Origin of the sequence: Micromonospora sp. KLBMP9576 (assembly GCF_050941805.1) — a bacterium.
Classification (GTDB): Bacteria; Actinomycetota; Actinomycetes; order Mycobacteriales; family Micromonosporaceae; genus Micromonospora.
The window spans coordinates 4,819,384-4,838,591 of record NZ_CP194567.1; the positions used below are offsets into that span (position 1 = coordinate 4,819,384).

Annotated in this window: 17 protein-coding genes and 1 riboswitch; of the genes, 11 read left to right on the plus strand and 6 right to left on the minus strand. The window is 75.7% G+C overall.

The features are described from left to right. Positions 1–58: 58 nt before the first annotated feature. Positions 59–703 (minus strand): carbonic anhydrase, encoded by a 645-nt coding sequence (locus ACQ452_RS21110; RefSeq protein WP_433386844.1) that lies wholly within the window; start codon positions 701–703, stop codon positions 59–61. 146 nt (positions 704–849) lie between these two features. Between ACQ452_RS21110 and ACQ452_RS21115 the strand changes: the two genes are divergently transcribed. The 4 genes from ACQ452_RS21115 (at position 850) to ACQ452_RS21130 (ending at position 6,434) form a co-directional block, all read left to right on the plus strand. Then, the gene (locus ACQ452_RS21115) at positions 850–1,806 is read left to right on the plus strand and encodes an alpha/beta fold hydrolase (protein ID WP_433386845.1); all 957 of its coding nucleotides are present in this window, start codon (positions 850–852) and stop codon (positions 1,804–1,806) included. Between the two features lie 143 nt (positions 1,807–1,949). Beyond that, entirely contained in the window at positions 1,950–4,067 is a 2,118-nt protein-coding gene (locus tag ACQ452_RS21120; protein ID WP_433386846.1) for a HelD family protein, read from the plus strand. A 77-nt stretch (positions 4,068–4,144) separates the two neighbouring features. Then, positions 4,145–5,062, plus strand: a complete 918-nt coding sequence (locus tag ACQ452_RS21125) for a cation diffusion facilitator family transporter (RefSeq protein ID WP_433386847.1) — start codon at positions 4,145–4,147, stop codon at positions 5,060–5,062. Positions 5,063–5,215: 153 nt separating this feature from the next. Beyond that, a riboswitch (cyclic di-AMP (ydaO/yuaA leader) is annotated at positions 5,216–5,347 on the plus strand. A 13-nt stretch (positions 5,348–5,360) separates the two neighbouring features. Next, positions 5,361–6,434, plus strand: a complete 1,074-nt coding sequence (locus ACQ452_RS21130; protein ID WP_433394294.1) for a coiled-coil domain-containing protein — start codon at positions 5,361–5,363, stop codon at positions 6,432–6,434. A 107-nt stretch (positions 6,435–6,541) separates the two neighbouring features. Here ACQ452_RS21130 and ACQ452_RS21135 read toward each other — a convergent pair whose 3' ends face one another. Then, on the minus strand, positions 6,542–7,009 hold the full coding sequence (locus ACQ452_RS21135; protein WP_433386848.1) for an SRPBCC family protein: 468 nt from the start codon (positions 7,007–7,009) through the stop codon (positions 6,542–6,544). Between the two features lie 177 nt (positions 7,010–7,186). Between ACQ452_RS21135 and ACQ452_RS21140 the strand changes: the two genes are divergently transcribed. Beyond that, positions 7,187–8,164, plus strand: coding sequence for a 1-phosphofructokinase family hexose kinase (locus tag ACQ452_RS21140; RefSeq protein ID WP_433386849.1), 978 nt, complete (start codon positions 7,187–7,189; stop codon positions 8,162–8,164). Next, complete coding sequence (gene surE / locus ACQ452_RS21145; protein ID WP_433386850.1) at positions 8,161–8,985, plus strand: 5'/3'-nucleotidase SurE; 825 nt, start codon at positions 8,161–8,163, stop codon at positions 8,983–8,985. The genes ACQ452_RS21140 and surE overlap by 4 nt, the downstream gene beginning before the upstream one ends. Positions 8,986–9,220: 235 nt before the next feature. Here the strand turns inward: surE and ACQ452_RS21150 are convergent, their stop codons facing one another. Further along, entirely contained in the window at positions 9,221–9,583 is a 363-nt protein-coding gene (locus ACQ452_RS21150) for an STAS domain-containing protein (RefSeq protein WP_433386851.1), read from the minus strand. A gap of 322 nt (positions 9,584–9,905) precedes the next feature. On the opposite strand from ACQ452_RS21150, the gene ACQ452_RS21155 reads away from it, so the two are divergent. Then, entirely contained in the window at positions 9,906–10,052 is a 147-nt protein-coding gene (locus ACQ452_RS21155) for a hypothetical protein (protein WP_433386852.1), read from the plus strand. Between the two features lie 151 nt (positions 10,053–10,203). Further along, positions 10,204–10,611 (plus strand): hypothetical protein, encoded by a 408-nt coding sequence (locus tag ACQ452_RS21160; RefSeq protein WP_433386853.1) that lies wholly within the window; start codon positions 10,204–10,206, stop codon positions 10,609–10,611. A 303-nt stretch (positions 10,612–10,914) separates the two neighbouring features. Here the strand turns inward: ACQ452_RS21160 and ACQ452_RS21165 are convergent, their stop codons facing one another. After that, complete coding sequence (locus tag ACQ452_RS21165) at positions 10,915–11,568, minus strand: cellulose binding domain-containing protein (protein ID WP_433394296.1); 654 nt, start codon at positions 11,566–11,568, stop codon at positions 10,915–10,917. Continuing rightward, positions 11,565–13,604 (minus strand): xyloglucanase, encoded by a 2,040-nt coding sequence (locus tag ACQ452_RS21170; RefSeq protein ID WP_433386854.1) that lies wholly within the window; start codon positions 13,602–13,604, stop codon positions 11,565–11,567. The genes ACQ452_RS21165 and ACQ452_RS21170 overlap by 4 nt, the downstream gene beginning before the upstream one ends. A gap of 290 nt (positions 13,605–13,894) precedes the next feature. On the opposite strand from ACQ452_RS21170, the gene ACQ452_RS21175 reads away from it, so the two are divergent. Further along, positions 13,895–14,440: a DsbA family protein gene (locus ACQ452_RS21175; protein ID WP_433386855.1), complete on the plus strand. Its 546-nt coding sequence runs from the start codon at positions 13,895–13,897 to the stop codon at positions 14,438–14,440. A gap of 39 nt (positions 14,441–14,479) precedes the next feature. Here the strand turns inward: ACQ452_RS21175 and ACQ452_RS21180 are convergent, their stop codons facing one another. After that, positions 14,480–17,365: a LuxR C-terminal-related transcriptional regulator gene (locus ACQ452_RS21180; protein ID WP_433386856.1), complete on the minus strand. Its 2,886-nt coding sequence runs from the start codon at positions 17,363–17,365 to the stop codon at positions 14,480–14,482. Between the two features lie 217 nt (positions 17,366–17,582). On the opposite strand from ACQ452_RS21180, the gene ACQ452_RS21185 reads away from it, so the two are divergent. After that, positions 17,583–18,023, plus strand: coding sequence for a hypothetical protein (locus ACQ452_RS21185; RefSeq protein WP_433386857.1), 441 nt, complete (start codon positions 17,583–17,585; stop codon positions 18,021–18,023). Next, complete coding sequence (locus ACQ452_RS21190) at positions 18,020–19,198, plus strand: zinc-dependent alcohol dehydrogenase (protein WP_433386858.1); 1,179 nt, start codon at positions 18,020–18,022, stop codon at positions 19,196–19,198. The genes ACQ452_RS21185 and ACQ452_RS21190 overlap by 4 nt, the downstream gene beginning before the upstream one ends. The last annotated feature ends 10 nt before the right edge of the window (positions 19,199–19,208 follow it).

A 19,208-nucleotide genomic window follows, 5' to 3' on the forward strand; every position in this document is an offset into this window, starting at 1 on the left:
CACCGCGAACGCCCGCCGGGAGCACCCGGCGGGCGTTTCCGCGTCCGGCGGCCCCCGCTCACCCCCCGGTCAGGGCGACCTCGCCCGTAGCCAGGTCGTAGAGGGCACCGACCACGTCGAGGCGGCCGGCGGCGACCGGGCCGACGAGCAGGGCGTCGGCCCGCAGGGCCGCCACCGTACGGAGCACGTGCCGCCGCAGCGCCTTCGGGTGCACCTGGGGATCGTCGATGCCGGCCTCGGCCACCGCCGGGGCGATCCGGTCGACCAGGTACGCCAGCGCCCCGCCCGGCGACCCACCGCCGCGCAGGGTGTCCACGGCGGCGGCCACCGCGCCGCACCGCTCGTGCCCCAGCACCATCACCAGCGGCACGCCCAGCTCACCGACCACGTACTCGATGGACCCGAGCACCGCCCGGTCGAGCACGTGCCCGCCGGTGCGGATCACGCAGATCGAACCGAAGGTCTGGTCGAAGATGGCCTCCAGCGGCACCCGCGAGTCGATGCAGCCGAGCAGCACCGCGTACGGCTGCTGGTCGCCGGAGGCCGCCGCCGCGGCGGCGGTGACGTCGTGGCCGTGGATCGGCTGGCCGCTGACGAAGCGACGGTTTCCCGCGAGCAGTTCCGCCAGGGCGGCCCGGGGCGTGCCGCCGGACGCACGCCCGTCAGACGCGGACCCGGGCGGCACTGCCTGCGGCGATCCCATGCCCCCAGCTTTGCGGGCGCGCCGGGCGCCCGCGAGCGGGTCGCCAATCTTCACACGGACACGATTGTCGTGGTCTCATGGCGGGTAGCCGGTGTTACCACCGGGTATCCCCGGTGTCGCGGTCGACTGCGACCTGGGAGGTGGCAATGCCGGAGCACGTCGAGGTACGGCTTCCCGACGACGTACGCCTGCATGTCGAGGCGAGCGGGCCGGTCGACGCCGAGGTCACCGTCGTGCTGCTGCACGGGTGGACCCTGGACGGGCGGGCCTGGCACCGGCAGCTCGCCGACCTGCGGGAACGATTCGGCGACGCGGTGCGGACGGTCAGCTACGACGCGCGCGGGCACGGCCGGTCGAGCTGCATGCCGCTGCCCACCGCGACGGTCGCCCAGCTCGGCGACGACCTCGCCGCCGTGCTGGACGAGGTGGCCCCGACCGGCCGGGTGGTGCTGGTCGGCCACTCGATGGGCGGAATGACCATCATGGAGTACGCCCACCGGCATCCCGGGCACTTCGCCGCCCGCACGGCCGGGCTGGTCTTCGTCTCCACCACGGCCGAGGGCCACACGCACACCGTCTACGGCCTCTCGCCCCGCATCGCCCGGCTGCTCCGGCTCGCCGAGACCACCGGGGCCGGCGTGCTGGCCCGGTGCGGGGCCTGGCGTCCGCCCCGGGCGCTGCTGCGCGCCCTGCGCCCCAGCATCCGCTGGATGCTCTTCGGCGACCGTTGCGACGCGCACGACATCCGGCTGGTCACCTCGGCGGTGGCCCGCGCGTCCCTGCGCTCGATCGGCGGGTTCCGCGCCTCCATCGGCACGCAGCACCGGCTGGACACCCTCGCCGCGCTCGCCCACCTGCCGGCCGCGGCCCTGGTCGGCGACCGGGACCGGCTCACCCCGCCGCCGTGCGCGGAGTCGATCGCCGCCGCGCTGCCGGCGACCGAGCTGACCGTGTGCCCCGGCGCCGGGCACATGTTGATGATGGAGCGCCCCGACGAGGTCAACGCCGCGCTGGGCGGCGTGCTCCGTCGCGTGCTGGCCGCCACCGACGCGCCGACGGAGGACGCCGGCACCGCCCGGACGGCCGGCACCCGCGAGGCGTGAGCCGCCCGCCCGGGAGCGCGGCGCCGTGACGAGGGTTTCTTTCCCGTACCGGTTGCGCCGCCGGTGGGGCGGGGGCCGTACCCTCTTGCGGTTGGCCTGGCGCGGTTCGCGCCGCGCGCCGCCGACGTCAGGAGGAGCGAGCGGTGACCGACCAGACCACCCTGGAACAGGAGATCGCCGTCGAGCAGCGGCATCTCGACCGGGTGTACGCCCGGCTGGCCGAGCTGCGCCGTTCGGCGGTCGACGCCGAGAAGGAGGGCTACCGGCACGCCCGGGTGGGCAACTTCGGGGCGCTGGTCGAGCGCGACGCGATGGTGTTCCACGCCGCGCGGCGGCGGCACATGCTGGACGCCGAGCACGAGGGCCTGGTCTTCGGCCGGTTGGACCTGCTCGACCGGCAGGTGCTGCACGTCGGCCGGCTGGGCATCCGGGACGGCGACGCGTCGACCCTGGTGGTCGACTGGCGGGCCCCAGCCGCCGCCGCCTTCTACCAGGCCACCCCCGCGCAGCCGCTGGGCGTGGTGCGGCGGCGCACGATCCAGTCCTCGGGTGAGCGGGTCACCCGCATCGAGGACGACCTGCTCGATCCGGTCGCCGCCCCCGCCGAGATGGCTGTGGTCGGCGACGGCGCGCTGCTGGCCACGCTGTCGAAGGCCACCGGCCGGGGCATGCGCGACATCGTCGCCACCATCCAACGGGAGCAGGACGAGGCGATCCGCTCCCCCGGCTCGGGCGTGACGATCGTGTCCGGGGGGCCGGGCACCGGCAAGACGGCCGTCGCCCTGCACCGGGCCGCGTACCTGCTCTATTCGGACCGGGGCCGGTACGCCGGCGGCGGCATCCTGGTGGTCGGCCCGTCCTCGGTCTTCGTGGAGTACATCGCCTCGGTGCTGCCGTCGCTCGGCGAGAACACCGCCACCCTGCACTCGCTGGGCACCCTCTTCCCGGGCATGGCGGCCACCCGCGCCGACTCGCCGGCCGTCGCGGCGGTCAAGGGCTCGCTGCGGATGCGGCGGGTGCTGGAGCGGGCGGCGCGCGACGCGGTGCCGGACGGCCCGGGCGAGCTGCGCCTGCTGTACCGGGGGTCGCTGCTGCGGCTGGAGCGTCGCGAGCTGGACGGCATCCGGGAGCGGGCGCTGTCGCGGGGCGCCCGGCGTAACGAGGTGCGCCGGGTCGGCTTCGACGGGGTCTTCGCGGCGCTCTGGGCGCAGGCCCGGCGGCTGGGCGTCGGCCGGCTGCCCGAGCAGCGCGCGTTCGAGAGCGAGCTTGCCGAGCGGTCGGATTTCCGGGAGTTCCTCAAGGCCTGGTGGCCCCGGCTGCACCCCCGGCACGTGCTGGGCTGGCTGGCCCGCCCGGACCGGCTGCACCGCTACGCCGACGGGATCCTCTCCCGCGCCGAGATCCGGCTGCTGACCGACGCGTACCGGAGCCTGGATTCCGCGGGGCTGACGATCGCCGACATCGCGTTGCTCGACGAGTTGGACGCGCTGCTCGGCAAGCCGATGCGGCCGGCCCGGGCGAAGCGCGACCCGTACCAGCTGGCCGGCGGGGTCCGCGAGTTGAGCACCTACGCCGACCGGCAGCGCGCCGCCCGGGAGGCGGGCCGGGAGCGTCCGGAGGACTACCGGGAGTACGCGCACGTGGTGGTCGACGAGTCGCAGGACGTCTCGCCGATGCAGTGGCGCATGGTCGGCCGGCGCGGCCGGCTGGCCTCGTGGACGGTGGTGGGCGATCCGGCCCAGACGGCGTGGACGGGGGACCCGGAGGAGCTGTCCCGGGCCCGGGACCAGGCGTTGGGCCGGCGCAAGCGGCACCACTTCACCCTGACGACCAACTACCGCAACTCGGCGGAGATCTTCGCGGTGGCGGCGGCCGAGATCCGCCGGCTGCACCCGGATCTGCCGCTGCCCCGGGCGGTGCGTTCCACGGGTGTCGACCCGGTCGAGCTGACGGTGCCGCACCCGGAGCTGGCGGCCACGGTGGTGGCGGCGACCGCGACGGTGCTCACCGAGGTCGAGGGCACGGTCGGTGTGATCACCCCGGCGTCCCGGCGCGACGAGGTGGCCGGCTGGCTGGGCGGGCTGGACGCGCGGCGCCTGCAGGTGGTGACGAGCCTGGAGGCCAAGGGCATGGAGTACGACGGGGTCGTCCTCGTCGCTCCGGGCGAGATCCGGGCAGACCCCGGGTCGGGGGTGCGGACGCTCTACGTGGCACTGTCCCGGGCCACCCAGCGGCTGACCACCGTCGACCCGATCGACTGAGGACCCCTTACTTGCACACATAGCGATGTGAGCATAAATTGAACGCGAATCCGGATCCCCCGAGGGAGGATGGGCGCGTGGGCGCAGGTCATGACCACCATCACGGGTCGGTGGCGAACGCGGCACACCGCCACCGGGGCCGGCTCTGGGCGGCGTTCGGGCTGCTCGCCGGCCTGATGGTGGTGGAGGCGGTGGCCGCCTTCCGCACCGGCTCACTGGCCCTGCTGAGCGACGCCGGGCACATGTTCACCGACGTGCTCGGCATCGGCATGGCGCTCGCCGCGATCTCCGCCACCCGCCGGGCCGTCACGGACCCGCAGCGCACCTTCGGCCTCTACCGGCTGGAGGTGCTGGCCGCGCTGGCCAACGCCGTACTGCTCTCCGGCGTCGCGGTCTACGTCGTGATCGAGGCCGTCCGCCGCTTCGGCGACCCACCGGAGGTGCTGGCGGGCCCGATGCTTGTGGTCGCCGTGCTCGGCCTGCTCGCCAACATCGGCGCCTTCGCGCTGCTGCGCGCCGGGGCGAAGGAGAGCATCAATCTCCAGGGCGCGTACCTGGAGGTGCTCGGCGATCTCCTGGGGTCGCTCGGCGTGATCGGGGCCGCCCTGCTGATCGTCACCACGGGCTGGTGGTGGGCCGACCCCCTGGTGGCGGTCGCGATCGGGGCGTTCATCCTGCCGCGCACCTGGCGGCTGGCCCGCGCCGCCCTGCGGATCCTGGTGCAGGCCGCACCGGAGCACCTCCAGGTCACCGCGGTGCACGACCGGCTGGCCGCCGTGCCGGGCGTCGCCGAGGTGCACGACCTGCACGTCTGGACGCTGACCTCCGGGATGGAGGTGGTCTCGGCGCACCTGAGCCTGGCCCCCGACGCGGAGGTAGGTGCGGTGCTGGCCGCCGCCCGGGCCGCGCTGCGCGAGGACTTCCAGATCGCGCACGCCACGCTGCAACTCGAACCCGGAGCGTCGCCCGGGGCCTGTGAGGCAGTCGAGTGGTAATGAGCACAACCTTAAGTCTGGGAGAGTATTGTGGGCTTATGCCGGATTTGACTGACAGCAGACGCGCACCGTACGTCACCTGGGCTGCCCCTGTCACACCGGCACCGGTAGGCTCGGCTTCGGCCTCCGCCAGGCGGCACCCACCGGTGCCGGCGGTGGCCGCCGCCTAATCGCCCGACGGGGCGAACCGGGGAACCATGTTCGTGGGGTGCATCCGCGTCAGCGGTAGGGATCTTCCGTCCCGAACCCGTCAGCTAACCCGGTCGGCGGCTGACGGAAGGACACGTGTATGCCAGTGATGGCACCCGTACGACGACGCGCCGCCCGTACGGCGGCCCTGATCGCCACGACGCTCGCCCTCGGCAGCGCGGTGGCACCGGTCACCGCCGCCCCGGCTACAGCCGCCCGGGCCGGCCTGGCCGCGGCGGCACCCGGCCAGGACGAGGAGGGCGGCACCCCCGCCCTGCGGTCCCAACTGGAGGCCGCCAGCAAGGGCTACCTCGACGCCAAACGCGCCCTGGGCACGTCGGTGAAGCGGCAACAGCAGCTCGCCACGCAGCTCAAGAGCACCGAGGTCGAGATGACCTCGCGCACGGCCAAGGTCGGAGAGATCGCCGAGGCCGCCTACCGCACCGGCCGGCTCAGCGTCGCGTCCGCCCTGCTCAACAGCGGCTCCCCCGACGGCTTCATGGACCGCGCCGCCGCCCTCGACGCGGTGGCCGCCAACGAGGACCGCGCACTGCGTCAGCTCCAGGAGACCCGCGACGAGGTCGCCCGCACCAAGCTCGCCCTCGACGGCGAGATCCGGGAGCAGAGCAAGCAGGTCACCGTGATGGCCAAGCGCAAGGAGCAGGCCGAACGGGCGCTGACGGTCGCCAACAACCAGCAGCGGCAGCAGTCGGCCGGCGGGGGCACCTCGCCGGGCGGCACCTCGAACAAGACCGCGCGCGCCGCGCCGCGCAACTCCGACGGCTCCTGGCCCTCCGAGTCGTGCAGCGTCAACGATCCCACCCCCGCCAACGGCTGCATCACCCCACGCACGCTGCACGCGCTCAACCAGGCCAAGGCCGCCGGCTTCACCCGCTACGTCTCCTGCCACCGCTCCGGCGGCTCCGGAGAGCACCCGAAGGGCCGCGCCTGCGACTTCGCGGCCCAGAAGGGCGGCTTCGGCGGCGACGCCAGCGGCGGCGACCGGACGTACGGCAACAACCTGGCGGCGTACTTCGTGGGCAACGCCGACCGCCTCGCCGTGCTCTACGTGATCTGGTACAGGCAGATCTGGCTGCCGAGCAGCGGGTGGAAGTCCTACAGCGGAGCCAACGGCGACCCCTCCAGCGACCACACCAACCACGTGCACCTGTCGGTGTACTGACGCCCGCGCCCCCGGTGACCCCGCACGACGCGGGCCACCGGGCGGACCGCCCGACCTGACCGGCCCCGATCGCGTCCGCCGCGAGCGGGGCCGGCGCCGTCGTGGGGTCAGTCGGTCGACGGCTCGGGCGGGTGCCGGTCGAGGGCGGCGCCGAGGCGGGCCGCCAGCCCGAGGTGTGCGGCACGGGCCTGGCGGAACGCGTAGCCGAACAGCGGTGCGGGCGCGGCGAGGGTGATCTCCACGTCGATGCGGACCACGCCGTCGGGCTCCGCCCGCAGTCGGGTGTGGTTGCGCACCGTCGTGGCGGGCCACTGCCGGGCCACGGTGACGATCTCGTCGGGGTCGTCGACGAGGACGTCGGCCCGGTAGGTGGTCGTCAGGCGCACCGGCCCGACGGGCAGCCGATCGGTGATGTCGTAGCTGGCGCGCGCGCCGGGGCGGGGCGGCACCCGGCGCACCCGGACGATCAGCGGATGCAGGTCCTCCTGCCGGCGCAGGTCCACGAGCAACGCCGCGGCCCGCGCGACGGAGCAGCGCGCCTGGATGGTGTAGCTGAAGCAGTCCCGCCTGAGCACGCCGTCTCCCACCGTCGATGGTCGCCCGATCGTCGCGTATGCCGGGCGTGCTGGCAACGCCGCGCCGATCGCCCCCGGAGTCCGGACGTCCGGGCACCGCTCCCGCTACGGTCAGTTCATGGATTGTCCCCAAAAGTGTCGATTGGCGAGGACTGGGCGTATGGGCGGGTACGACGGATGAGCGGGCACGTGATGGTCTTCGCGCCCACGCCCCGGCTGACGGTGACCGTCGACCAGCCCAGCGAGGCGCCGGAGCTGCACCTGCACCCCGGCGGGCAGGGCGTCTGGCAGGCCCGGATGGTGATGTCGCTCGGGGTCGACGTGGTGCTCTGCACCGCCCTCGGCGGCGAGATCGGCCAGGTGCTTGAGCCGCTGCTGGTCAGCGAGGGGGTGGACCTCAAGGTCGTGCTGCGCGAGTCCGGCAGCGGCGGGTACGTGCACGACCGCCGCGACGGTTCCCGGCACGAGATCGTCGACGTGCCCGGCCAGCCGCTCAGCCGCCACGAGCTGGACGAGCTCTACAACCTGGCGCTCGGCGAGGGGCTGCGCGCCACGGTCAGCGTGCTGAGCGGACCGAACGAACCGTCGCTGGTCCCGGCCGACCTCTACCGGCGCTTCGCCGCCGACCTCGGGGCCAACGGCAGCCGGGTCGTGGTCGACCTCTGCGGCGAGCACCTCGACGCCGTGCTGGACAGCGGGGTCTTCTTCCTCAAGATCAGTCACGAGGAGCTGATCGCCGACGGTCGCGCCGACGGCGACGACGAGGAGCAGCTCACCCGCGCCCTGTACGACCTGCACGCCGCCGGCGCCGAGAACGTGGTGGTGAGCCGGGCCGACAAGCCGGCGCTCGCCCTGGTCGACGGCGAGGCCTTCGAGGTGGAGATGCCCCACTTGGAGGCGGCCGACCCACGCGGGGCGGGCGACTCGATGACCGCCGGGGTGGCGGCCGTGGTGGCGCGCGGCGGGGACGTGCGCACCGCGATCCGTACCGGGGCGGCGGCCGGCGCGCTCAACGTGACCCGGCACGGCCTGGGCACCGGCCGGATCGATTCGATCACCGGCCTGGTGGAGCGGGTACGCCTCGTACCGGCCGGCTGCCGGCCGCAGGAGCGGACCACCCCCGACGAACTGGCCGGCCGGGCAGTCGAGCGATGACACTGCGGGTGCTGATCACCAACGACGACGGCATCGCCGCGCCGGGCATCCAGGCGTTGGCGCGGGCGGCGGCGGACCGCGGCCTGGACGTGGTCGTCGCCGCGCCGCTGGAGGAGGCGAGCGGCACCAGCGCCGCGATGACCGCCGTGGAGCGCGACGGGCACGTGGTGGTCCACGAGCACCCGCTGCCACAACTGCCGGAGGTGCCGGCGTTCGGGGTCGGCGGCTCCCCCGGCTTCATCACGCTGATCGCGCTGCACGGCGCCTTCGGTCCGCCGCCGTCGGTGGTGCTCTCCGGCATCAACCGGGGCGCGAACGCCGGCCGCGCGGTGCTGCACTCCGGCACGGTCGGCGCCGCCTTCACCGCCGCGGCGAACGGCTGCCGGGCGATGGCCGTCTCGCTCGACGTGCTCTCGGCCGGGGAGGCCACGGCCGCCAGCGGGGGTGCCGCGGTGGCCGCCGCCGCCCGGGTCCGCGACGCCGAGCGGCACTGGGCGACCGCCGCCCGGGTCGCCCTGGACCTGTTGCCCCGGCTCACCGCCGGGCCGGTGGAGAGCGTGCTCAACGTGAACGCGCCGGACCTGCCGCACGACCGGCTGCGCGGGGTACGCCGGGGCGCGCTGGCCAGCTTCGGCCAGGTGCAGATGACGGTGGCGGAGGCCGGGCACGGTTTCGTCCGCACGTCGCTGGAGGAGCCGGGGCAGGCCGTGCAGTCCGGCACCGACCTGGCCCTGCTGGCCGGCGGGTACGCCTCGGTGACGGCGATCCGCGCGGTCACCGAGGTGACGGACGTCGACCTGTCGGGCCTCGGCGACGACTGAGCGCCGCACACTTCCGCGCGCCGTGCCGTGCCGCGTGCCTCGCGTGCGTCGCGTGCGTCCCGTGCGTCGCCTGCGTCGCGTGGCGTGCGTCGGGTGCGTGGCGTCGCGGCTGCTGCGGGGCCGTCAGCGTGCTGCCTGCCCGTTGAACGTCGCCGGCCGCCTCGCTGGCGCCGGTCACGGCGGGTGCGGCCGACGGCGGTGCGGCCGGGCGCGGGCGGGTGGGCTGCCGCGGCGGTCAGGCGCCGGGGAGGACCTCGGGGGTGGCCGCGCCGGCGTAGTAGGGCTCGGGGGCGCCGAAGAGGCCCAGCAGGCCGGTCACCCAGAGCTGCCGGTGCACGAACCGGCTCGGCTCGGTGACGACGAGCTTGACGCCGCTCACCTCGGCGGTCTGGAAGCCGGCGACCATCGCGCTGATGCCCACCGAGTCGATGAAGGTGACGAGGCGCATGTTCAGCTCGATCCGAGCCGGGCGCCCCTTGGTCAGGACCTCGGCGATCGCCTCGCGCACCTCGTACGCGGTGTCGACGTCGATCTCGCCCCGCGGGGCGATCTCGATGACCCCACCCGGCAGGACCGACTTCACGATCGACAGGCTCACGCGAGCACCTCCACTCGCCCGTCCGACGGGCGCCTCATCAGTACGCGGGCCGCGACCGAGAGTATTCCTCCGATGGCCTCGGTCGCCACCCCTCGGGATGAGCAATTCACGAACGCGGACGTGAACAAACCGCCCTCATCCGGACTATTGGTCTTATCACCCCACGGCCAGCTGGCGCTGGCGCGTCGGGCCCCAGGGTAGCCGGCCCACCTGACAGCGCCCAGCAGCCGTCCCCCGGCGTGGCCTGTGCCGCTTCGGCCCCGGCCTTGCCCGCACTGCCTAGCATCGGCTCGGAGACCCGACTACGACCGGAGGACCATCGATGCTCAGGAGACTTGCCGCACTGGCCGGCGTCGGCGCGCTTTTGGCTCTCGTGCTCGCCTGCGGGTTCGGCGGCGGCGGAGGCGATGACGACGACGATGACGACGACTTCGCGCGGGGCGTGCCGGCGGCGGTCGTCCTTGGCTGACCCCCACCCGCCGTGGCGGGCCGGCGTGTGCGGCGGGGGTTTGCGCAGCCGCCCCACCGGGCACAGGCGGAAACGAGCGAACCGCATTCACCGGTGAGACGCCGGAGTCCGAAGTGGCCGCCGGTTTCGGCACCCGAGGAGGTAATCCACCATGTTCGGAACCAACCTGCTGGACCGCCGCAGCAAGCCCGAGCGGATCGCCGACCAGGCGTGGCAGCACCTGGCCTCGGCCGTCAGCTCCGCCGGTGACAGCGTCCGCGACACCGCCCGTTCGGCCCGCCAGGGCGGTTCCGGCCTCGCCGGCGACGCCGGCGACCTGGTGGGTTCCGCGGCGGACCAGGCCCGCCGCCGGGCCACCCTGGCCTTCGACGCGCTGGCCGGCCGCCGGCCGGCGCTGCCCTGGACGCTGCTGATCAGCGCCGCGCTGGTCGGCGCGGCGCTCGGCTGGGCCGCCGGCACCGCCGCGCGGGCCGCCGGCAGCCGGGGCGACCGGGCGATGGACGACATCGAGTTCGTCGACGTCGACCGGCCCAACTCCCCCGCCGGCCTGGACGGCTGACCGGTCCGACACACGCTCGCGGCGCCGGGCCCCGACGACCCCCAGCGGGTCGGCCGGGGCCCGGTGCCGTGCCGGGCGACGCCCCGCCCGCGCCCGGCACCGCACCGGGCGACGGCCCCCGCCTACGCCCGGCCCCTCACAGGGCGGCGATGCTCGCCGGCGCGCGCTCGGCCCGGATCGGATCCACGAGCCCTCCCTCGACGGATGGTCCCCCGCGCCTAGGGTCCCGCCCGCCCGGCGCACACCGCGCGAGGGCGGGCGGGACCGAGCCGCCCCGGTCGTGACGACGCGGCCGGGAGGCGGTCAGCGGGCGGCGCAGGTGACGGTCGCCGGGGCGGTGTTCGTGCCGGCCGTCGTCGCCAGGAGGCCGACGGTGGCGGTGGCACCCGCGCCGAGGGCGCCGTTCCAGCCGGCGTCCCGGACGGAGACGCTCGCCCCGGTCTGGGTGTGGGTGCCGCCCCAGAGCTGGGTGATCTTCTGACCGTCCGGGAAGGTCCAGCCCACCGTCCAGCCGGCGATCGCCGCGCTGCCGGCGTTGCGGACCACCACCTCGCCCTGGAAGCCGCCCTGCCAGGAGCCGGTCACCCGGTAGGTCGCCGCGCACCCGCTGGTGGGCGGCGGGGTGGTCGGGGGTGGGGTGGTCGGGGGTGGGGTCGTCGGCGGTGGGGTGGAGGTGGTCGGCGTCGGGTCGGGGGTGCCGCCGAGCCGGTCGGCGACCAGGACGCCCCGGCCATTGGTGCCGAGGTAGACGCGGCCGTAGACCCGGGGATCGCCGGTCAGGGCCTCCCCCGCGTTGCCGTACTGGTGCCGGTCGTCGTTGATCCGCACCCAGGTCGCGCCGGTGTCGTCCGAGCGGTGCACGCCGGGTCGGCCGTCGACGGTGCCGAACAGGTACAGCGCCGGGTACGTCCGGCCGGGCGCGGCCTTGCCGAAGCCGACGTTGCCGGCGGTGCTCACCGCCGCCAGCCTGGCGAAGGTGGCCCCGGAGTCGGTGGAGCGCCACAGCCCGCCCTCGCCGGCCAGCCACAACTCGCCCTCCCTGCCGGGCAGCGCCTTGAACTTGACGTTGCCGGTGGTGGGCAGGCCGGCGGCGGCCGAGGCGGTGAAGCTCGCCCCGCCGTCGGTGCTGACGTAGAGCATGCCGCCGGCGAAGGCGTAGAACTTGTTCGGGTTGACCCGGTCGGACTCGATGGTCGCGTTGGCCGGGACGCCCGTCGACGCGGCCCACGAGGTGCCGAACCCGACCGAGTGCACCACCCGCTGGCCGGCGTCGCCCGGCGCCCAGACGAACCGGCTGCCGTCGGCCGACGCGGCGACCGTGCCGCCGCTGTCGACGCCGGACGGCTCGGTGCCCTGGAACCAGGTCGCCCCGCCGTCAGTGGAGAACGCGACGTGGCTGTCGTCGGGGCGGTCCGCGTCGGCGAAGTTGCCGGCCCCACCAGCACGGCCGGCTTCGTCTCGGCGTAGTCCAGGCTGGTGGTGCTGGTGAAGTTCGGCTGGGTGAACATCATCGGCGGCACGGCGTCCAGGTCGGTGTGCCGGAAGCCGCCGATGTCGCCGAGCGCACTGATCAGCGGCGCCCCGGAGGGCGGGCTGACCAGGTCGAGCACCGCGGTCTCCTCCAGGCCCTTGACCATGGGCCTGATGGTGAACTGGTCGCCGGCGTCCCACCTGGTGAGGTCGGTGCTGCCGTAGATGGTGGCGCCGGTGCCGTACAGGAAGCGGTTGCTGTCGTGCGGGTCGATCTCGACCGACTCGTTCATCCAGCCCAGCTTCGGGGCCTCCTCCGGCGGGGCGGGGTTGCTGCCGAAGGTCAGCCACGGCACCGAGCTGACGTCCATGGTGTAGCGCTTGGACCTGTTCGGGTAGCTGGTGAACTCCCAGATCCGGGTCCAGGTGGCGCCCCCGTCGGTGCTGCGCCAGAAGATCGCGTCCGGCCACCACGAGGTCTGCGTGGCCACCATCAGGGTGTTCGGCCGCTGCCGGTCGATGGTGAGGCCGCTGTAACCGAAGTAGGCGTCGGTGCTGGTGGACGGGACCGGGCTGATCCGCGTCCACGCGCCGGTGGCGCGGTCGAACCTCCAGACGTCGCCCTTGCCGCCGTCGTACGGGCCGCCGGTGTCGCTGGTGGCGATGTAGAGGAAGCCGCCCACCGGGTCGACGACGCCCTTGTGCGCGAGGTAGCCGGTCGGCTGCCCGGCGATCCGCTCCCAGCTCGCGCCGCCGTTCGTGCTGCGGTAGACCGGGTTCTCCTTGTCGGCCACGCCGACGTAGACGGTCTGCGTGGCCGTGCCGGCCGTACCGGTGCTCCTGTCGAAGCTGACCCAGGTCAGGCCCTGGTTCTGGCCGTTGTAGCCGTTCGGGTCGCTCGGGTCGGCCCGGTAGTTGCCGACGTTGGGGAAGTTGGTCACCTTGGCCCAGGTCGCCCCGAAGTCGGTGCTGCGCCACAGGCCGTTGCCGCCCTCGGCGCCGTAGTACAGGATGCTGTTCCTGTTGGGGTCGACGGCGAGCCGCTCGCCCATGCCCCGGCCGGGCATGTTCCCGCCGTTCTTGAACGGCAGTTCGGTGGCCTGCCAGGTGGCGCCCCTGTCGGCCGAGCGGAGGATGGCGCCGTTGTCCGGGTCCCAGCCGGTGGTGTACATCCCGACGGCCGCGTAGACGCGGTTGGTCTGCACCGGGTCCGTGGCGACGCTGACCACGCCGTTCCAGCCCCACCTGTCGGCGCCGACCCAGTCCAGCAGCGGCGTCCAGGACTGCCGGGCCTGCTCCCAGCGGTACATGCCGCCGATGTCGGTGCGGGCGTAGATCAGGTCCTTCTCGGTGGGGTTGAAGACGATGCCGGGGACGAAGCCGCCGCCGTCGATCCGGACGTTCTTCCAGGTGTACGACTCGGCTGCGGCGGCGGGCGCGCCGGCGGCGGTGAACGGGGTCGCCACGACTGCCGCGGCGACGAGTAGCGCGGACACGACCGCGCCGAGGTGACTTCTGCGCATCGACGGTTCCTTCCGGGTTCGGACGCCGGGGGCGGACGCGGTGACGGCCACGGCCCGGCGACGGAGACGTGCGGGATCGCGCCGGAGCTGCCCTGGCTCCGGGCATCGGCGCGACGGCTCCCGCACCCGAGGAACGGGCTCACCCTAACCGACCCACCGGGCCCTCTGGAAGCGCTCCCAAGCGCCGGGGCGACCCGGGAGGCCCCGGTCCGCCGAACCATCCGGGTGGGGTGAGGAACCCTCACCCCACCGCCGGGAAGGCTGGACGACATGACTGAGGTGACGACCCGATGACCACCCCGCTCCAGGTCACCGCCCGCCTGCGGACCCCGGTGACCGGACACGACCACGCCCGCGGGCCGGCGGACGCGCCGGTGACGATCGTCGAGTACGCCGACTTCCAGTGCCGGTTCTGCGGTGCCGCGTACGCGAACCTGCGGGAACTGCTGCGGCAACGCGCCGACACGGTGCGACTGGTCTACCGGCACTTCCCCATCACCAACCTGCACCCGTACGCCGAACAGGCCGCCGAGACGGCCGAGGCGGCCGGCGGGCGCGGCGCGTTCTGGCCGATGCACGACTGGCTCTACGAGCACCAGGACCAGCTCGACCCCGTACACCTGTCGCTCGGCGTCGAGCAGCTCGGCCTGCCCGGCGACGAGGTGACCGCGGAGGTACGGCGGCAGGCGCACGGCGACCGGGTGCGGCACGACTTCGTGGGCGGCATCCGCAGCGGCGTCGACGCCACGCCCACCCTGTTCGTCAACGGCGAGCGCCTCGACGGGGACTACGACGTGGCCGACCTCCTGGCGGCGGTCGACGCCGCCACCCCCTGACGCCCGGACGGGGCGGGGCCGGAAGCGGCGGGCGGCGGTTCAGATCAGGTGCAGGTCGCGGGCGCGGCGGACGGCCTCGCGGCGGCGGCCCGCGTCGAGCTTGCGGTAGATGTTGCGCACGTGGGTCTTGACCGTGTTGACCGACAGGGACAACTCGGCCGCGATCTCCACGTTGGACAGGATGCTCTGCAGGTAACGCAGGATGGTCAGCTCCCGCTCGGTGAGCGGCTCGTCCAGCGCCGCGGCCCGGGGCGCCGGGGCGCGCTCGGCCGGCGCGTCGGCGCCCCGGACCAGGTCACTGACCGTCGACCAGTGCGCCGTGCCGGCGTCCAGGTGCGCGGCGAGCAGGTCCCGGACCCCGGGCCCGGCGCGGGTGAAAACCCGCCGGAAGCCCTCCGGCCCGGCCAGGTCCAGGGCCCGCTCCAGCACCCGCCCGGCCCGCCGCTCGTCGCCCGCGTCCCGGGCCAGCACCGCGTCCAGTACGGCGGCCTCCAGGCGTACGGGCAGCGGCCACCCGGCCGCCTCCGGCGACTCCCAGTCCGGCAGCGCGTACCCGGCGGCGCGTGGGTCGCCGGCGCCGACTTCCACCCGGGCCAGCGCGACGGCAAGCGGCGCGGGGGCCGTGTCGCGTACCCGCTCGGTGAGCAGTTCCCGGGCTACGCCCAGGTCACCCCGCGCCCCGTGCACGTCCGCCTCGACGGCGAGCAGCCAGTGCGTCAGCTCGCCGGCCCGGGGCCGGCCGGTGAGCCGCTCCCGCGCCTCGGCCAGCACCCGGTGCCCCTCGGGCAGGTCGCCGGCGTCCCGCAGCAGGTACGCCCGGCACAGCGCCGCCAGCGCACCCACCACGGGATCGCCGGTGGCCGGCGCGGCCAGCGCCAGGTTCGCCGCCGCCTCCTCGGACTGGTCCCGGTGCAGGGCGACCAGGGCCAGCGCCAGGTACGCGTGGGCGCAGTCGTCGCGGCAGGCCCAGCCGTGGCAGGGCGGCATCGCGAGGGCGTCGCGGGCGAGCCCCTCGGCGCTCCGCAGCTCCCCCCACACGGCGTGCAGCAGGGCCGCCCGGCTGGCGCAGACCAGCTCCGTCCGCGACCGCCCGGCCTCCCGGGCCGCCCCCAACGACCCGGCGAAGGCGACCCTGGCGGCGCCCAGGTCCCCGTCCGCCAGGTCCGCGAGGGCCAGCGCGGTGCCGGCCACCGCCCGCACGTCGGCGTCCTCGGCGGCGGTGCCCCACGGCTCGGCCGGCGCCGGGGACGGACCGGGACCCGCCGGCATCGACGACGGCGCCCGACCCGCCGGCGCGGGGCGGGTGGCGAGCAGCCGGGACGCGGCGGCGCGTACCGCTTCGGGGTCGTCGGCGAGCCGGGCCAGGGTGAGCTCCAGCGCGGTGACCAGCCGCCGGAACCGGTCCCGGCGGGGCGCGGGCAGCGTCCGGGCGGCCTCGACGGCGGCGCGTAGGTGCGCCGTGGCGGCGGCGGCGTCGCCGGCCCCGGCCCGCTCGGCGGCGCAGGCCAGCCCCAGCTCCGGGTCGCGACGCACGGCCTCCGGCGGCGGGGACGGGGGCGTCCGGCCGGCGAACGCCTCCCGGTCGTACCGGACCAGATCCGGCCAGCGGGCCACGAACAGCGCGACGGCCCCGGCGTGGTCGCCGCCGGCCAGCGCGTGCCGTAGCCCCTCGGTGGGCCGCCCGTTGTCGGCGTACCAGCCGGCCGCCCGCAGGTGCAGGCCACGCAGCTCGTCGGCGGGCAGCCGGCCCAGCTCGGCGTGCAGCAGGTCGGCCAGCGGCGGAGGGCAGCGGTACCAGGGTGGACGGCTGTCGTCGCGGCGCAGCAGGCCGCCGTCACCGGCCAGGGCGGCCAGCGTCTGCTCGGCGTCGGCCCGCCCCGTGAGCGCGTCGGCGAGGCCGGCGCAGACCGCGTCGGCGAGGGCGCAGCGGCGCAGCACGTCCCGCGCGTCCGGGTCCAGCCCGGCGAGCACCTCCTCGCGCAGGTAGCCCGCCACCTCCGGCTGGTCGCCGCCGAACTGCGCGGCCCAGCGGGCCGGGTCCGGCTGCCCGCGCAACGCCAGCGCGGCGAAGCGCAGGGCCGCCGGCCAGCCGCCGGTGCGTTCCCGCAGCCGGCGTACCCCGGCCGCCGGCAGCGCCACCCCGTGCGCGGTCAGCAGGTCGGCGACCTCGTCGTCACTGAAGGCCAACTCGTCGGGGCCGACCTCGGTCAGCTCCCCGGCCAGCCGCAGCCGCTGCACGGCCAGCGGCAGCCCGGCGCGGGCGCCGACGACCAGCCGCAGCCGCTGCCCGGCGTGGCGGAGCAGGAACTCGAGGCCGCTCAGCGCCTGCGGGTCGGCGATCCGGTGCAGGTCGTCCAGGACCAGCAGCACCGGACGCTCCCGGGCGGCGAGGGCAGCGGCCAGCAGCTCCAACTGGTCGGGCCGGGGCGACCGGTCGGGCACCGGCTCGTCGTCGGTGGGGGCCACGACCGCGCGCAGCGCCGCCGCCAGGTAGGACCAGAGCCGCTGCCCGTCGTCGCCGGCCTCCACGCAGACCCAGGCCGCCCGCGGCCCGTCGGGATCCGCCGGGACGCCGACGTCGCCCGCCGCACCGAAGTCGCCCGGGGCGGCGCCGACCGACACGTCGGACCGGGCTCCCCCGGCGGCGGCGGTCACCGGCCCCTCCCCCACCCGGTCCCGGTGCGCGCCGGCCGCACCGACGGCCCGGAACCAGGAGGCGAGCAGGGTCGTCTTGCCCCACCCCGCCGGGGCCCGCACCAGCGTGACCGGCCCGGCGGTCCCCTCGTCCAGCGCCCGCAGCAGCCGGGGCCGCAACACCAGCGGCTCCGGCGTCGGGGCGGGGGTCAGCCGGGACGCCAGCACCGGCGCACCGGCCGGATCGCGCGCGAAGGCGACCACTCCCGTGTCCCGTACGTCCTCCGCCACCCGGCCCCACCCCCACGGACGCGTCCACACCCCAGGCCCTGCGGGCGGCGGTTACCCGGCCCGGCGGCGTTCACCCCTTCGGGGGGAGCCGGCTTCACCCGGTCACCGCCGAGCCTGGGTGGTACGCGGACGGCCGGGCCGCGCGCCCCGGTGCGCGCCCGGCGTCGCAACCGACGGAAGGCGGGCCGGGGTGGACGGGCGGGGACGCCGGGCACGGATGGGACGCGTCGCGGGCACGGCCGGGGCGGCACTGGCCGTCGCGGCGGCTGGCCGGACGCTGGTCGTACGGCGACGCGGGTCGTCCTGGCCCCGCGCGGCCGGCGCCGATCCGCAGCCCGGGCGCTGGCAGGTGGTGACCATCGACCGCGCGCCCGGCGAGGTGCTGCCCGGCGGACGCTGGCCGGAGCCGCTGCGTCGACTCGGCGGCGCGGTGCAGGTCGAGCTGCGGCCCGCCCCCGGCTGCCGGGGCACGGAGCTGGCCGCCCGGCCGCTGGCCGGCGCGCCGGCACCCGCCGGGCTCGCCGCCCACCTGGTCGGCGACGATCCGGGGCTGCTGGTGCGCCGGGCGTTGTGGGAGGTCAGGCAGCTCGCCGAGACCGGCGAGGCGCTGCGCGCGGACCGCGCCGCAGCCGACCGTCCGGCGGGCACACCCCGATGAGGGCGCTGTGCTGGGTCGGCGCCGGCGAGCTGGCGGTACGGCGGGTGCCCGACCCGGAGCTGCGCAACGGCCACGACGCGATCGTCCGGGTCCGGCAGAGCGCCACCTGCGGCGGGGACCTGCCGCTGCTCGCCGGGCGGGTGCCCTTCCTCGCCGTCGGCGACGTGCTCGGGCACGAGTTCCTCGGCGAGGTCGTCGAGGTCGGCCCGCAGGTGCGCCGGCACCGGGCCGGCGACCGGGTGGTGGTCTGCTCGTCGGTGGCCTGCGGCAGTTGCTGGTACTGCCGGCGCGACCTGCCCTCCTGCTGCGACAACGGCAGCGCGGACCCGGCGCTCTCCGAGGCGACCTGGGGTCACCCCACGGCGGGCGCGTTCGGCCAGCCCCGGGCGCTGGGCGGCTTCGCCGGCAGCCACGCGGAGTACGTCCGGGTGCCGTACGCGGACGTCGGCGCGTTCGCCGTGCCGGAGCCGGTGAGCGACGACCGCGCGCTGTTCGCCTCGGACGCCGCGCCGGCCGGCTGGATGGGCGCGGACCTCGGCCGGGTGCGCCCCGGCGACGTGGTGGCGGTCTGGGGTGCGGGCGCGGTCGGGCAGCTCACGGCCCGGGCCGCGCGGCTGCTCGGCGCGGAACGGGTCATCGTCATCGACACCGAACAGGACCGGCTGCGGATGGCGGAGCGGCACGCCGGCGCGGAGACGATCGACCACGGGCTCGCCGACGTCGCCGCCGAGCTGCGTGAGCGCACCGGCGGGCGGGGCCCGGACGTGTGCGTGGAGGCGGTCGGGGCGGCCTGGAACGGGCACGGTCCACGGTCGCTGGCCGACCGGTTCACCGGCGGCGCCGAGCGGCCCGCCGCCGTACGCGAGGCGGTGCAGGCGTGCCGCAAGGGCGGCTCGGTCTTCCTGCTCGGCGAGTTCACCGGCTTCGTCGACGCCTTCCCGCTCGGTGCGGTTACCAACAAGGGGCTGACGGTGCGGGGCGCACGGCAGCACGGGCAGCGCTACATCCCGATGCTGCTGCGGCGGATGGCCCGCGACGAGCTGCGTACGGAGCACCTGGCCACCCACCGGCTGCCGCTGGAGCGGGGCGCGGAGGCGTACGCACTGTTCCGGGAGCGGGCCGACGGCTGCGTCCGCGCCGTGCTCGACCCCGCTCTCCCGGCGGCCGGCGGTTGAGCACGGCGCT

What these genes read in the sequence shown, in the direction of transcription:
- ACQ452_RS21110 (WP_433386844.1), bottom strand. Translation starts at nt 703, where the DNA reads ATGGGATCGCCGCAGGCAGTGCCGCCCGGGTCCGCGTCTGACGGGCGT.
- ACQ452_RS21115 (WP_433386845.1), top strand. Translation starts at nt 850, where the DNA reads ATGCCGGAGCACGTCGAGGTACGGCTTCCCGACGACGTACGCCTGCAT.
- ACQ452_RS21130 (WP_433394294.1), top strand. Translation starts at nt 5,361, where the DNA reads ATGGCACCCGTACGACGACGCGCCGCCCGTACGGCGGCCCTGATCGCC.
- ACQ452_RS21140 (WP_433386849.1), top strand. Translation starts at nt 7,187, where the DNA reads ATGAGCGGGCACGTGATGGTCTTCGCGCCCACGCCCCGGCTGACGGTG.
- surE (WP_433386850.1), top strand. Translation starts at nt 8,161, where the DNA reads ATGACACTGCGGGTGCTGATCACCAACGACGACGGCATCGCCGCGCCG.
- ACQ452_RS21155 (WP_433386852.1), top strand. Translation starts at nt 9,906, where the DNA reads ATGCTCAGGAGACTTGCCGCACTGGCCGGCGTCGGCGCGCTTTTGGCT.
- ACQ452_RS21160 (WP_433386853.1), top strand. Translation starts at nt 10,204, where the DNA reads ATGTTCGGAACCAACCTGCTGGACCGCCGCAGCAAGCCCGAGCGGATC.
- ACQ452_RS21170 (WP_433386854.1), bottom strand. Translation starts at nt 13,604, where the DNA reads ATGCGCAGAAGTCACCTCGGCGCGGTCGTGTCCGCGCTACTCGTCGCC.
- ACQ452_RS21175 (WP_433386855.1), top strand. Translation starts at nt 13,895, where the DNA reads ATGACCACCCCGCTCCAGGTCACCGCCCGCCTGCGGACCCCGGTGACC.
- ACQ452_RS21185 (WP_433386857.1), top strand. Translation starts at nt 17,583, where the DNA reads ATGGGACGCGTCGCGGGCACGGCCGGGGCGGCACTGGCCGTCGCGGCG.
- ACQ452_RS21190 (WP_433386858.1), top strand. Translation starts at nt 18,020, where the DNA reads ATGAGGGCGCTGTGCTGGGTCGGCGCCGGCGAGCTGGCGGTACGGCGG.